The sequence below is a fragment of the Streptomyces sp. NBC_01537 genome, from assembly GCF_045040445.1.
Taxonomy (GTDB): domain Bacteria; phylum Actinomycetota; class Actinomycetes; order Streptomycetales; family Streptomycetaceae; genus Actinacidiphila.
In genome coordinates this window covers 3,607,215-3,620,211 of record NZ_CP109392.1, presented here as the reverse complement: position 1 = coordinate 3,620,211, position 12,997 = coordinate 3,607,215, and the positions used below count along the sequence as shown (strand labels likewise).

12 protein-coding genes and 1 pseudogene are annotated in these 12,997 nt (G+C 71.0%); 3 read left to right on the top strand and 10 right to left on the bottom strand.

Translation table 11 applies throughout. The features are described from left to right. Window positions 1-60 precede the first annotated feature (60 nt). Both OG607_RS16485 and OG607_RS16480 read left to right on the top strand, forming a co-directional pair. Entirely contained in the window at window positions 61-441 is a 381-nt protein-coding gene (locus OG607_RS16485) for a hypothetical protein (protein WP_405723921.1), read from the top strand. Between the two features lie 4 nt (window positions 442-445). Next, entirely contained in the window at window positions 446-1,885 is a 1,440-nt protein-coding gene (locus tag OG607_RS16480) for a DUF2252 domain-containing protein (protein ID WP_405723919.1), read from the top strand. On the opposite strand, the gene OG607_RS16475 is transcribed toward OG607_RS16480, so the two are convergent. The 4 genes from OG607_RS16475 to OG607_RS16460 all read right to left on the bottom strand — a co-directional run bounded on the left by OG607_RS16475 (window position 1,848) and on the right by OG607_RS16460 (window position 6,305). Continuing rightward, complete coding sequence (locus OG607_RS16475; protein WP_405723918.1) at window positions 1,848-3,140, bottom strand: chloride channel protein; 1,293 nt, start codon at window positions 3,138-3,140, stop codon at window positions 1,848-1,850. The genes OG607_RS16480 and OG607_RS16475 overlap by 38 nt on opposite strands. A 158-nt stretch (window positions 3,141-3,298) precedes the next feature. Then, entirely contained in the window at window positions 3,299-3,901 is a 603-nt protein-coding gene (locus tag OG607_RS16470) for a TetR/AcrR family transcriptional regulator (protein WP_405723916.1), read from the bottom strand. Between the two features lie 11 nt (window positions 3,902-3,912). Further along, window positions 3,913-5,463 carry an MFS transporter gene (locus OG607_RS16465; RefSeq protein ID WP_405723915.1) on the bottom strand — a complete coding sequence of 517 codons (1,551 nt, stop codon included), beginning with the start codon at window positions 5,461-5,463 and terminating at the stop codon, window positions 3,913-3,915. Between the two features lie 140 nt (window positions 5,464-5,603). Continuing rightward, window positions 5,604-6,305: a hemolysin III family protein gene (locus OG607_RS16460; RefSeq protein WP_405723913.1), complete on the bottom strand. Its 702-nt coding sequence runs from the start codon at window positions 6,303-6,305 to the stop codon at window positions 5,604-5,606. 269 nt (window positions 6,306-6,574) lie between these two features. Here OG607_RS16460 and OG607_RS16455 point away from each other — a divergent pair, with 269 nt between their 5' ends. Continuing rightward, window positions 6,575-8,410, top strand: a complete 1,836-nt coding sequence (locus tag OG607_RS16455; protein ID WP_405723911.1) for a phosphoenolpyruvate carboxykinase (GTP) — start codon at window positions 6,575-6,577, stop codon at window positions 8,408-8,410. A 311-nt stretch (window positions 8,411-8,721) separates the two neighbouring features. Here OG607_RS16455 and OG607_RS16450 read toward each other — a convergent pair whose 3' ends face one another. From OG607_RS16450 to OG607_RS16425, 6 genes and pseudogenes are all read right to left on the bottom strand, one after another. Continuing rightward, window positions 8,722-9,135 (bottom strand): hypothetical protein, encoded by a 414-nt coding sequence (locus OG607_RS16450; protein ID WP_405723909.1) that lies wholly within the window; start codon window positions 9,133-9,135, stop codon window positions 8,722-8,724. A 69-nt stretch (window positions 9,136-9,204) separates the two neighbouring features. Beyond that, complete coding sequence (locus OG607_RS16445; RefSeq protein WP_329313159.1) at window positions 9,205-10,416, bottom strand: pyridoxal phosphate-dependent aminotransferase; 1,212 nt, start codon at window positions 10,414-10,416, stop codon at window positions 9,205-9,207. A gap of 57 nt (window positions 10,417-10,473) precedes the next feature. Then, on the bottom strand, window positions 10,474-10,713 hold the full coding sequence (locus tag OG607_RS16440; protein WP_405736823.1) for a hypothetical protein: 240 nt from the start codon (window positions 10,711-10,713) through the stop codon (window positions 10,474-10,476). Further along, the gene (locus OG607_RS16435) at window positions 10,700-10,942 is read right to left on the bottom strand and encodes a DUF6400 family protein (RefSeq protein ID WP_405723906.1); all 243 of its coding nucleotides are present in this window, start codon (window positions 10,940-10,942) and stop codon (window positions 10,700-10,702) included. The genes OG607_RS16440 and OG607_RS16435 overlap by 14 nt, the downstream gene beginning before the upstream one ends. A 190-nt stretch (window positions 10,943-11,132) precedes the next feature. Next, a pseudogene (locus tag OG607_RS16430) lies at window positions 11,133-11,357 on the bottom strand (amidohydrolase family protein); the annotation flags it as partial. Window positions 11,358-11,446: 89 nt separating this feature from the next. Then, window positions 11,447-12,997 carry an amidohydrolase family protein gene (locus OG607_RS16425; protein ID WP_405723904.1) on the bottom strand — a complete coding sequence of 517 codons (1,551 nt, stop codon included), beginning with the start codon at window positions 12,995-12,997 and terminating at the stop codon, window positions 11,447-11,449.

The window sequence follows — 12,997 nt, the reverse complement described above, 5'->3', positions numbered from 1 at the left end:
GCCAGTCACGCAGGCCACACAAGTCGCACGGGGTACACGGAACGGGCAGGGACCGGGGGAATGGCGGTCACCGGACTGACCGCCTTCGCCGGCGTCATGATGGTCTTCGGCGGCATCATGGCGATCTTCCAGGGGATAGCCGGAATCGCCGAGGACGACATCTTCGTCGTCACGCGCAACTACGCCTACACCTTCAACCTGACCAGCTGGGGCTGGATCCACCTCACCCTCGGCGTTCTGGTCGCCCTCGCGGGAATCGCCCTGTTCACCGGCGCGCTGTGGGCGCGGATCACCGGAATCGTGCTGGCCAGCCTGGCGATGGTCGCCAACTTCATGTGGCTGCCGTACTACCCGCTCTGGTCCGTCGTACTGATCGCCGTCGACGCCTTCGTCATCTGGGCGCTGTGCGTGGGAACGAAGAGCGCCCAGAGCACGGCCTAGCCCGATGACCGAGAACGGGCTGACCGGACACGAGACACGGGACCGCACGCCGCAGGAGCGGGCCGCGCTCGGCAAGGCCGCCAGGGCAGAAGTGCCCCGGTCCAGCCACGCCGAGTTCGCCCCCTCGGAGCGGCGGGCGGACCCCGTGGACATAGTCGAGCGGCAGTCGGCCTCGCGGGTCCCGGAACTCGTACCGATCCGGTACGGCCGGATGACCGAGTCGCCCTTCCGCTTCTACCGGGGCGCCGCCGCCATCATGGCCGCGGACCTCGCGGACACGCCGAGGTCCGGGATCAAGACGCAGCTGTGCGGCGACGCGCACATGCTGAACTTCCGGCTGCTGGCCTCGCCCGAACGCCGTCTGATGTTCGACATCAACGACTTCGACGAGACGCATCCCGGCCCCTGGGAGTGGGACGTCAAGCGGCTGGCCACCAGCTTCGTCATCGCCGGCCGGGCCAACGGCTTCTCCACCAAGGAGCGGGCCGGCATCGTCCGCGCCGCCGTCCGCTCCTATCGGGAGCACATGCGCGAATTCGCCGGCATGGGCAATCTGGCCGTCTGGTACGCCCAGTTCGACGTGGAGTGGGTGCGCGAGCACTTCGGGGCGGAACTGACCTCGCGGGGCCGGGAGCGCTGGGCGAAGGCCACGGACAAGGCACGCTCGCACGACACCCTCCAGGCCTTCGAGAAGCTCACCTCCGTCGTCGACGGCCAGCGCCGCATCGTCGCCGATCCGCCGCTGATCACCCCGCTCCAGGATCTGCTGCCGAATGTCGAGCGCAGGGCGTTGGAGCAGCAGATCCGCCAGATGCTGGAACGCTACGGCCGGACCGTCCCGTCCGACCGGCGCTTCCTGCTGGAGCAGTACCGCGTCGCTGACATGGCCCGGAAGGTGGTCGGTGTCGGCAGCGTCGGCACCCGCTGCTGGATCGTCCTGCTGCTCGGGCGCGACGACCAGGACCCGCTGCTCCTCCAGGCCAAGGAGGCCGACCGCTCGGTGCTCGCCGCCTTCGCCGGGGCCACCACCCCCTACCCGAACCAGGGCGAGCGGGTCGTCGCCGGCCAGCGGCTGATGCAGGCCACCAGCGACATCTTCCTGGGCTGGGAGCGGGTCGACGGCATCGACGGAAAGCGGCGGGACTTCTACGTACGCCAGCTGCGGGACTGGAAGGGGGTCCCCGTCGCCGAGGACTTCGTCCCGGCCGGCATGAGCACCTTCGCCGAGCTCTGCGGCGCCACCCTGGCCCGCGCCCACGCCCGCTCCGGCGACCGGATCGGCATCGCCGCGTACCTGGGCTCCGGCCAGTCCTTCGACCGCGCGCTGGTCACCTTCGCGGAGGCCTACGCCGACCAGAACGAGAAGGACCACCATGCCCTTGTCGAAGCGGTGCTGACGGGACGGGTCAAGGCCGCGGGGTCCGAAGGGGCCGAGGAGGCCTGAGGTCCGGGATCCGCGGTCCCGGGGGCAGCAACTCCGTCGTCACGAACGCCACCACGGCGGCGAGCACGACCACCGGGACCGTGTCCGAGTTGCCCAGCAGCAGCACAACCAGGACCACGCTGCTGACCGGCAGCCGCAGCGCGGCGGCGCTGGAGGCCGCCATGCCGGCCGCCATGGCCGGCACCAGCCCGAGCCCCGGCAGTGGCGCGAGGAGCGCCCCCGCCGCCCCGCCCAGGAACAGGGAGGGGAAGACCGGGCCGCCGCGCAGGCTGCCCAGGCTGATCGCGTAGGCGACGGACTTGAACGCCAGCACCGCCACCAGGGCGCCGACCGACCAGGCATGCGGGTCGGAGGCCAGCTGTTCGAGCGTGGTCTGCCCGGAGGAGGCCACGTCGTACGGCGAACGGCCGGTGATCCCCGCGTACGCTGCCGCGCAGCCGGCCGCCGCGAGGGCGCACATCACGGTGTTGCGCAGCGTCCGGGCGGGCACGAAGACGGCGGTGTGGCGGCCGATCACCTGGATGTAGTGGATGAGGAGCCCGATCGCCAGCGCCATCGCCACGGCCCACACCACGTCCCCGGTGTCCAGGACCGGCGGGCGGGGCAGCCCGATCTTGAGGCTGTCGATCTTGAGCCCGGTCCAGTCGCCGAAGCCGGTGAAAACGATGGCGCCGACGCCGCTGGCCAGCAGCGCGGGCAGCATGACGGCGAACAGCTGCGGCCCGCCCACCCCCGCGACCTCCATCAGCAGGATCGCCCCCACCAGCGGGTTGCCGAAGATCGCCGAGATCGCCGCCGCGGAACCGGCCGCGCCCAGCAGATTGTTGCCGGCCTCGGTCGCCGGGGCCCGTACGAGGTCCCGGAAGAGCAGCGCCAGCCCGCCGCCCAGCGCGATCAGCGGCGCCTCCGGCCCGAGCACCACCCCCAGCGGCAGGCAGGACAGCGCGGCCAGCACCACCCCGGGCAGCGCGGCCTTCGTCATGCCTCCCGCGTGCAGGCCGGCCGCCGGGATGTGGCCGCCCGCGCCGGGCAGCCGCAGCACGATCAGCGCGACGGACACACCCGAGACCAGGGCCCAGGGCAGCGGCCACCACCACGGCGGATCCGCCCAGCCGAGGTGGTGCGGCCAGGTCACCCAGATCAGGTGGTCCAGCTCGTGCAGCGCGGCGAGGAACCAGAACGCGATCAGCGACACCGGGATGCCGATCAGACCGCTCAGCACCAGCGCCTTGCGGTACGCGGGCCGTTGCAGCATCGCCCGCAGCTCGTCCGCTTCATGCTTCAGCTCGGCGATGTGCGTCTCCTGGGGCCTCGGTCAGATCGCGAAGTAGCCCGAGATTACCCAGTACGGGACGATTTGCTATGCAGGACCGCGCGAGGTTGGTCCTCAATCGCCGGACGGGCTGAATTGCGCTACGCGGAGAAGTTGGCGCTGAGCAGCCGCAGCGTGCGGTCGAGGACGTCGCCGAGGTCTTCGCGGCCCTCGGCCTCGGCCCAGGCCATGATGGCCTCGCTCCAGGCGGCGAGCAGGGCGCTGGCGACGACGCGGAGCTCGAACTCGTTGCCGGAGCCGCCGTCGCGCTCGGCGAGGGCGCGGGCCACCATGCCGCAGGAGAGCTGCATGTTCTCGCCCATGCGCGCCCGGATCGCGGGGACGTCGCGGACGAGCCGCATGCGGGCGAGCAGGTCCAGCCGCTCGGTGGCGTACATCTCGCGGATGAGCCCCACCACGGCCTGCCGTATCGACTCCACGAACGGCTCCCCGGCCGGACGCGCCCGCAGGGCCGCCTCCATGAGGGGGTCGTACTCGTCGGAGAGGACGATGTCCTCCTTGGTCGGGAAGTAGCGGAAGACCGTGCTCGCCGAGACGTCCGCCGCGGCCGCGATCTGCTCCACCGTCGTGCCGTCGTAGCCCTGGTCGGCGAAGAGGCGGTAGGCGGCGTGGCGGATCGCCTGGCGGGTCTGGATCTTCTTGCGCTCGCGCAGGCCGGGCTTGGGAGCGGTCGTGGGGGCCATGACCGTCATTGTCAGGCATCGACGGCCTGCGCGGCCACGTCGGCGGCGTCGGCGGGCTTCGCCGCGCCTCTGGGGTTGGGCAGGAAGACCGCGACCAGGACGGCCGCCAGCAGCGAGGCGACCCCGCAGGCGAGCAGGGCCAGGTCCATGCCGTGGACGTACGCGGCATTGGCGGACGCGGCCAGGGCCGGGTTGCCCAGCGCCTCGGCCACCGCGTGCGCGGCGCCGACCGAGCCGGAGGCGGCGTCGGCCGCGGCGGCGGGCAGTCCGGTGGTGTCGAGCCGGCCGGAGTAGGCCCCGGCGATGACGCTGCCGAGGATGGCCACGCCGATCGCGCCGCCCGTCTGGCGCAGCGTCATCAGCAGCCCCGAGCCGCTGCCGGCCCGCTCGGGGGGCAGCGCGCCCAGCGCCGAGTCCATGGCGGGGATCATCGCGAAGCCGAACGCGAAGCCGGTGACGGCCAGCCACAGCGCGGTGGCGCCGTACCCGTCGCCGACGGTCGTACGGGAGCCGAGTACGGCGGCGGCCGTCAGCACCAGCAGCCCGGCCGTGATCACCGGGCGCGGCCCGAAGCGCCTGGTCATCGGGGCGCTGCCGCGCGACGCGACGAGCAGGCCGCCCATCAGCGGCAGCAGCCGTACGCCGGTGCCGAAGGCGTCGTTGCCGAGCACGACCTGGAGGTACTGCGGCACGAGGAAGAGCAGCCCGGTGAGGATGAAGGTCACCAGCGTGGCCGACACGCTGCTCCACAGGAAGCCCCGGTGCCGCAGCAGCTCGAGGTCGAGCATGGGCCGGGTCATCCGCCGCTCGCGCAGGACGAGCCCGGTCAGCAGGGCGACGGCGGAGAAGAGCATGAGCAGCACCAGCGGGTCGGTCCAGCCGTCGCGCGGGGCCTCGATGATGCCGAAGACCAGCGCGCCGAGCCCGGCGACGGTGAGCAGGGTGCTGGCGGCGTCGACCCTGGGCGCGGCCGGGTCGCTGGTCTCGGGCAGCAGGAAGACGCAGGCGGCGATCCCGATGGCGACCATCGGGATGTTGATCAGGAAGATCGAGCCCCACCAGAAGTGGTCGAGCAGGGTGCCGCCGATGATCGGCCCGAGCGGCAGACCCAGCGCCGAGGCCGCCGTCACCGCCCCGATCGCCTTGCTGCGCTCCTCGGGCCCGAACAGCGAGGGCAGTACGGACAGGGCGAGCGGCATGACGAAGGCGGCCCCGAGGCCCATGACCGTACGGGCGGCGATGACCGGGCCCGGCGAGCCGACGAGGGTGCCGATGAGCGAGCCGGCCAGGAAGACCAGCAGGCCGGCGATGAGCATCCTGCGGCGTCCGAAGCGGTCGCCGAGCAGCCCGGCCGGGAGCATCGCGGCGGCGAACACGACGGTGTAGCCGTCGACGATCCACTGCTGGTCGCCGATGTCGGCGTGGAGCTGGGTGGCCATCGTGGGCAGGGCGACATTGAGGATCGTCATGTCGAAGCCGATGACGATCATGCTGGCGACAAGGGCGCCGAGCGCCCACCAGCGGCGCGGATCGCGCTGGGGCTCGGTCTCAGGGGTGGTCATCGCGACTCCATGATGAGAGTGAACATCAAATGACAGTGACTCTCAAAAGAGAGTATCCCTCAATCCGGGCATGCGAAAGCCCCGCCCCCGGATGCCCGGGAACGGGGCTCAGGCGCGCAGGCCGTCGGCTGCGTGCGCGGCTACGTGTGCGTGTACGCCACCAGCGAGATGCCCACGTAGTGCACCACGAAGGCCGCCAGCGTGAACGAGTGGAACACCTCGTGGAAGCCGAACCACCTCGGTGACGGGTTCGGCCGCTTCGTCCCGTAGATCACCGCGCCCGCGCTGTAGAGCAGGCCGCCCACCACGATCAGGACCATCACCGCTATGCCGCCCGTGCGCAGGAAGTCGGGCAGGAAGAAGACCGCCGCCCAGCCCAGCGCTATGTAGCAGGGCGTGTAGAGCCAGCGCGGCGCGCCGACCCAGAAGACCCGGAACGCTATGCCGGCCAGGGCCCCGACCCAGACCATCCACAGCAGGATGTCCTGCTTGCCGCCGTCCAGCAGCAGGATCGTCAGCGGTGTATACGTTCCCGCGATGATCAGGAAGATGTTGGCGTGGTCGAGCCGGCGCAGGATCGCCTCACCGCGCGGACCCCAGTCGTTGCGGTGGTAAAGGGCGCTCACGCCGAAAAGGGCGCAGGCTGTAACGGTGAAGATTGCGCAGGCGATCCGTCCCCTGGTGCTCTCGGCGAAGGCCGTGAGCGTGACACCCGCGACGAGGACCGCTGGAAACATCCCGGCGTGCAGCCAGCCCCTGAGTTTCGGTTTTATCGAGTGCTGCGGCGGCTCGTGCTCTGCTTCGTCTGGGGTCACAGCGGAAGTCTGGTCGACCGTCGTCATGCGGTCAATGCTAGCTACGCCACCGTAGGTTACGGCACCGTAGGTTCCTGTGTTACGAGTGGCGATGCTCACCCCATGCCCTCTGGACAGATCCCGTTTCCTGTCTTGATACTCATATGAGTGCGGTCGGCACCGGATGAGCAACCCACGAACGCGGCATCCGGGTCGCAGCCCCCAAGGGGCCGTCAGAGCAGGACCAGCGGTACCGAACAGAACACCCTCAAACAACACACGCCAGGTGAGTGCACACCCGGCGGAACGGAGCGATCGTGGCGCGCGTCAAAGCGGCTCCCACCAATCACAAAGAACTGATCGCATGGGTCGAGCAGATCGCCGAGCTCACCCAGCCTGACGAGATCGTGTGGTGCGACGGCTCGGAGAGCGAGTACCAGCGCCTCGCGGACGAGCTCGTGGCGAAGGGCACGTTCATCAAGCTCGACCCGGTCAAGCGCCCCAACTCGTACTACGCCGCCTCCGACCCGACCGACGTCGCTCGTGTCGAGGACCGCACCTTCATCTGCTCCGAGAAGGAGGAGGACGCGGGCCCGACCAACCACTGGAAGGCCCCGGACGAGATGAGGGCCATCTTCACGGGCGAGGGGGCCTCCGGCGAGCAGGGTCTCTTCCGTGGCTCCATGCGCGGCCGCACGATGTACGTCGTCCCCTTCTGCATGGGCCCGCTCGGCTCCGAGCTCTCCGCCATCGGCGTCGAGATCACCGACTCGGCCTACGTCGCCACCGCCATGCGCACCATGACCCGCATGGGCCAGGAGGTCCTGGAAGAGCTCGGCGAGGACGGATTCTTCGTCCGCGCCGTGCACTCCGTGGGCGCCCCGCTGGCCGAGGGCGAGGCCGACGTCCCGTGGCCCTGCAGCTCCACCAAGTACATCTCCCACTTCCCCGAGACCCGCGAGATCTGGTCCTACGGCTCCGGCTACGGCGGCAACGCCCTGCTCGGCAAGAAGTGCTACGCGCTGCGCATAGCGTCCGTCATGGCCCGCGACGAGGGCTGGCTCGCCGAGCACATGCTCATCCTCAAGCTCACCCCGCCGCGCGGCGGCGCCGAGGCCGTCAAGTACATCGCCGCGGCCTTCCCCAGCGCCTGCGGCAAGACCAACCTCGCCATGCTGGAGCCCACCATCTCCGGCTGGACGGTGGAGACCATCGGCGACGACATCGCCTGGATGCGCTTCGGCGAGGACGGCCGCCTCTACGCCATCAACCCCGAGGCCGGCTTCTTCGGCGTCGCCCCGGGCACGGGTGAGGCGACCAACGCCAACGCGATCAAGACGCTCTGGGGCAACTCCGTCTTCACCAACGTCGCCCTCACCGACGACGGCGACGTGTGGTGGGAGGGCCTCACCGAGGAGACCCCCGCCCACCTGACCGACTGGAAGGGCAACGACTGGACCCCGGAGTCCAGCACCCCCGCCGCCCACCCGAACGCCCGCTTCACCACCCCCGCCGGCCAGTGCCCGATCATCGCGCCCGAGTGGGAGGACCCCAAGGGCGTGCCGATCTCGGCCATCCTGTTCGGCGGCCGGCGTGCCTCGGCCGTGCCCCTGGTGACGGAGTCCTTCGACTGGCAGCACGGCGTCTTCCTCGGCGCCAACGTCGCCAGCGAGAAGACGGCCGCGGCCGAGGGCAAGGTCGGCGAGCTGCGCCGCGACCCCTTCGCGATGCTCCCCTTCTGCGGCTACAACATGGGCGACTACATGGCCCACTGGGTCAAGCTCGGCCAGACGCACGACGCCGCCCTGCTCCCGAAGATCTACTACGTCAACTGGTTCCGCAAGGACGCCGACGGCCGCTTCGTCTGGCCCGGCTTCGGCGAGAACAGCCGCGTCCTGAAGTGGATCGTCGACCGCCTCAACGGCGTCGCCGAGGGCGTCGAGACCCCCATCGGCATCCTCCCGGCCGACGGTGCCCTCGACACGGACGGCCTCCAGATCTCCCAGGAGGACCTGGACCTGCTCCTCTCCGTCGACGTCGACGTCTGGCGTGACGAGGCCGCGCTCATCCCCCAGCACCTGGAGACCTTCGGTGACCACACGCCGAAGGAGCTGTGGGACGAATACCGCGCGCTCGTCGCACGGCTCGGCTGAGGGCTGCGCCTACGGCGGGTGTTTCCCACCCGCAGTCGCCCGTGCAGATCCGTTGGCGGCTGCGGGCACAACCCGCCCCGTAAGACTTCGGACCGCCGACCCTCACCTGCGCGTGCGGCGCGGGGCAGCGGCCCGAATGGTGCGGCACGGCCCAATCGGCAGGGAACCCCGACCCTGACCTCCTGCCGGACGGGCTGAGCCAACCCTCAGCCGGAGGGCCCCGGCCGTGGCCTGCGCGTCACGGTTGGGGCCCTTTGGCGTACGCGGAGACGGCCCGAGGCATCGCCTCGGGCCATCCGGCTTTTACGGGTTCAGGCCGCGGCGACCGCGGCTTCGTGCGCGTCGAGCCGCTTCGCGGCAAGCGTGGCGCTCGCTGTGTCCTGGCGGGAGGCGGCGACGACGAGGGCGCGGCCGGCGAGGGCGTGGGCGCGGCGGTGGAGGGCGGTGATGCGGTCCGTGGGGGCGCCGGTTTCGGAGGGGCGGGGGAGGCGGGCCGGGGGGTGGCCGTGGCGGAGCCGGGTCACGGAGGCGGCGAGCTGGTCGGCGGCGTGGCCGAGGTCGTCGCTGGGGGCGAGGGCGCGCAGCTCGTCGGTGACGGTGAGCAGCGCGGAGAGGTGGCCGGCGAGCTGGAAGTCCAGCTCTTCGGCGCGGCTGCGTCGTGGGGGCGCCGAAGTGGTCGTGGCCGCCACGCTGTGGACCGATTTGGTGCGTATCGGCTCGTACATGGATGCACTCCTCCTACATTCAGGAGCACATCTTAACTTAGACATTGTCTAAAAGGCTAGGCGCTACGCCTACGGCTGGCTGTAGCCGTCCAGGAACTTGCCGATCTTGGTGACGGCCTCCGCCAGGTCCTCCTTGCTGGGCAGCGTCACCAGCCGGAAGTGATCCGGCTCCGGCCAGTTGAAGCCCGTGCCCTGCACCACCAGGATCCGCTCGGCCCGCAGCAGGTCCAGGACCATCTGCTGGTCGTCCTTGATCCGGTAGACCTTCGGGTCCAGCTTCGGGAAGGCGTACAGCGCGCCCTTCGGCTTGACGCACGTCACGCCGGGGATCTGCGTGAGCATCTCGTACGCCACGTCCCGCTGCTCCACCAGCCGCCCGCCCGGCAGCACCAGGTCCTTGATGGACTGCCGGCCGCCGAGGGCGGTGGCCACGGCGTGCTGGGCCGGCACGTTCGCGCACAGCCGCATGTTGGCGAGGATCGTCAGGCCTTCGAGATAGCTGGACGCGTGCTTCTTGGGGCCGCAGACCGCGAGCCATCCGCTACGGTAACCGGCGACGCGGTAGGCCTTGGACAGGCCGTTGAAGGTGAGCGTCAGCAGGTCGGGGGCGATGACCGTGGTCGGGGTGTGGGTGGCGTCGTCGTAGAGGATCTTGTCGTAGATCTCGTCGCTGCAGACGACCAGGCTGTGGCGGCGGGCGATGTCGGTGAGCTGCCGCAGCAGCTCGTTGTCGTAGACGGCGCCCGTGGGGTTGTTCGGGTTGATGATGACGATGGCCTTCGTGCGGTCGGTGATCTTCCGCTCGATGTCGGCCAGGTCCGGATACCAGTCCGCCTGCTCGTCGCAGCGGTAGTGGACCGGGGTGCCGCCCGACAGTGACACCGCGGCCGTCCACAGCGGGTAGTCGGGGGACGGGATCAGGACCTCGTCGCCGTCGTCGAGCAGCGCCTGCATCGACATCTGGATCAGCTCGGACACGCCGTTGCCGAGGAAGATGTCCTCGACGTCCAGGTCCACGCCCTTGGTCTGGTAGTGCTGCATTACCGCGCGCCGCGCCGGCAGGATGCCCTTGGAGTCGCCGTAGCCGTGGGCGCTGCCCAGCGAGCGCAGCATGTCCTCAAGGATCTCCGGCGGGCACTCGAAGCCGAACGCCGCCGGGTTGCCCGTGTTCAGCTTCAGGATGCGGTGGCCCGTCGCTTCGAGCCTCATCGCCTCCTCCAACACCGGACCCCGGATGTCGTAGCAGACGTTGGCGAGCTTCGTGGACTGGATCACCTGCATGGCTGGAGCTTACGGGGCCGCAAACCGGTCCGCACCGTGCTTTTGGCCACGTCGGGGTCAGCGCGCGGGGCCGGACGGGCGATGCCGGGAGCCGAAGCCGGTCTCCCAGGACCAGACGTGGGTGCAGCCGGGGCACTGCAGGTGCACGAGACTGCCCTTGTTCGACAGCAGGTAACGCCAGTGGTCCGGGCAGTTGCGCCCCGCCTCGCAGGTCGCGCAGCCCCGGTGGTCCTCGCACCGGGGGCACGGCACCCACGCCTTGCGGCCCAGGTCCGCGGCCGGGTCAATCGGAAGCAGCACCCCGGCCCCCTCCCTCGCCCGTACGCGCAGGCAGCACCCCGGCGGCCACCAGCATCCGGTAGGTCTCCTCCTGCTCTGCGTCCAGCCCGGAGTAGAGCAGCCGGTACGCCTCCTCTTCCCCCTGAAGCGCCGCCACCGGGTCCCAGCCGTCGCCCAGCGCGGCGACGACCTCGGCCCGGCGCCGGGTCTCGTGGTCGGTGAGGTCGACATCGAAGGGGTGAAGCATGTCTTGCGCTCCCGGGGACATCGGGGATGAATCAAACGTGTGTATCAAAATGTGGCACTTGGGTGAAAGGCCACAGGTCCCGATGTGACACACCCCATGCCACGTGGCCGGTGCGGTGACCGGAGTGGTTCGCCGGGTCCGTCCGGCTCCCGGTTGGCTGCGCAACCCGGCGAACGTACGCGGCCACGGCCTACCGCCGCCGGACCGAGCGCCCGGCCAGGATGTCTGTCCGTCGGCTGTCCTCGATGACGAAGCGGCCGTCGATGAGGACGTGCGGGATGCCGGCCGGCAGGGTGCGTGGCGCCTGGAAGGTGGCGGTGGCGTCCACGGTGTCGGGGTCGAACAGGACGAGGTCGGCGCGGTAGCCGTTCCGGACGAGGCCTCGGTCGGGGAGGCGTAGGCGGGCCGCCGGGCGGCCGGGCCCCCTTTTTTTCTGCGTCTCTCGCGGGCGCTTCGCTTGCTTCGAGTCGCTGCGCCGGCCTCCGGCCGTCGGTCGGTGCGGGTCTAGCGCCGCCGGACCGAGCGCCCGGCCAGGATGTCTGTCCGGCGGCTGTCCTCGATGACGAAGCGGCCGTCGATGAGGACGTGCGGGATGCCGGCCGGCAGGGTGCGTGGCGCCTGGAAGGTGGCGGTGGCGTCCACGGTGTCGGGGTCGAACAGGACGAGGTCGGCGCGGTAGCCGTTCCGGACGAGGCCTCGGTCGGGGAGGCGGAGGCGGGCCGCCGGGCGGCCGGTGAGGTGGGCGACGCAGTCTTCGAGGGTGAGGAGGGCGAGGTCGCGGGTGTAGTGGCCGAGGTAGCGGGGGAAGGTGCCGTAGGCGCGGGGGTGGGGTTTGGCGCCGGTGAGGAGGCCGTCGCTGCCGGCGGTGTGGGCGGGGTGGCGCATGATCGCGCGGACGTTCTCCTCGTGGCCGACGTGCTGGAGGATCGTGGGGCCGAGGCTGTCGTCGATGAGGAGGCGGCGGGCCGTGGCGAAGTCGGGGACGGGGCGGCCGACGTGGAGGTGCAGGGCGGGGTCGGTGACGCCGGAGATCTCTACGGTGGACCAGTCCACGGGGACGCCGTGGCAGCCGTCGGAGCCCTCGACCTCCATGACGTGGCGGATGCGGGCGGCGGTGGCGTCGTCGCGGAGGCGGGCGAGGGTCGCCTCGGGCCCGCCCTCGGTGGCCCAGCCGGGCAGGAGCGCGGCGAGGGTGGTGGAGCCGGGGAGGTAGGGATAGGTGTCGAGGGTGATGTCGGCGCCGGCGGCGAGGGCGCGGTCGAGGAGGGCGATCAGCTCGGGAGCGCGGCCCTTGTTCTCGTCGAAGTTCATGGTGGCGTGGGCCAGATGGAGGGCGCAGCCCGCCTCGCGGGTGACGGTGAGCATCTCGGCGTACGCCTGGAGGGCGTCCTTGCCGTAGCTGCGGTGGTGGGGGCAGTAGTAGCCGCCGTACCGGGCCACGACGCGGCACAGCTCGGTGAGCTCGGCGTCGGAGGCGTACATCCCGGGGGTGTAGGTGAGGCCGGACGACATGCCGACGGCGCCGTCCGCGAGGCCTTCGGCGACGAGCTGCTTCATGCGGGCGAGCTCGGCGGGGGTGGCGGGGCGGTCCTCCCAGCCGAGGGCGAGCATGCGGACGGTGCCCTGCGGGACCAGGTAGGCGGCGTTGACGGCGATGCCGCGGTCGAGGCGGTCGAGGTACTCGCCGACGGTGCGCCAGTCGTAGTCCAGGCCGGGAGGGTCGCCGTTCCAGCCGGTGATCTGGCGGCGGACCTCGGCAAGGGTGCGGTCGTCGACCGGCGCGTAGGACAGGCCGTCCTGGCCGATGACCTCCAGGGTCACACCCTGGGCGGCCTTGGCCTCGTGGGCGGGGTCGGTGAGCAGCGCGAGGTCGCTGTGGGCGTGCATGTCGATGAAGCCGGGGGCGAGGGCGAGCCCGGCGGCGTCCAGGACGCGGCGGCCGGTGGTGACGCGGCCGATCTCGGCGATCCGGCCGTCCCGGATGCCGACGTCGGCGGTGTACGAGGGCCCGCCGGTGCCGTCGACCACCCGGGCGCCGCGCAGTACGAGGTCCAT

Bases quoted from the DNA above. Each gene is read 5' to 3' on its own strand.
- OG607_RS16485 (WP_405723921.1), top strand. From the start codon at position 61: ATGGCGGTCACCGGACTGACCGCCTTCGCCGGCGTCATGATGGTCTTC.
- OG607_RS16480 (WP_405723919.1), top strand. From the start codon at position 446: ATGACCGAGAACGGGCTGACCGGACACGAGACACGGGACCGCACGCCG.
- OG607_RS16475 (WP_405723918.1), bottom strand. From the start codon at position 3,140: ATGCTGCAACGGCCCGCGTACCGCAAGGCGCTGGTGCTGAGCGGTCTG.
- OG607_RS16470 (WP_405723916.1), bottom strand. From the start codon at position 3,901: ATGGCCCCCACGACCGCTCCCAAGCCCGGCCTGCGCGAGCGCAAGAAG.
- OG607_RS16465 (WP_405723915.1), bottom strand. From the start codon at position 5,463: ATGACCACCCCTGAGACCGAGCCCCAGCGCGATCCGCGCCGCTGGTGG.
- OG607_RS16460 (WP_405723913.1), bottom strand. From the start codon at position 6,305: ATGACGACGGTCGACCAGACTTCCGCTGTGACCCCAGACGAAGCAGAG.
- OG607_RS16450 (WP_405723909.1), bottom strand. From the start codon at position 9,135: ATGTACGAGCCGATACGCACCAAATCGGTCCACAGCGTGGCGGCCACG.
- OG607_RS16445 (WP_329313159.1), bottom strand. From the start codon at position 10,416: ATGCAGGTGATCCAGTCCACGAAGCTCGCCAACGTCTGCTACGACATC.
- OG607_RS16435 (WP_405723906.1), bottom strand. From the start codon at position 10,942: ATGCTTCACCCCTTCGATGTCGACCTCACCGACCACGAGACCCGGCGC.
- OG607_RS16425 (WP_405723904.1), bottom strand. From the start codon at position 12,997: ATGGACCTCGTACTGCGCGGCGCCCGGGTGGTCGACGGCACCGGCGGG.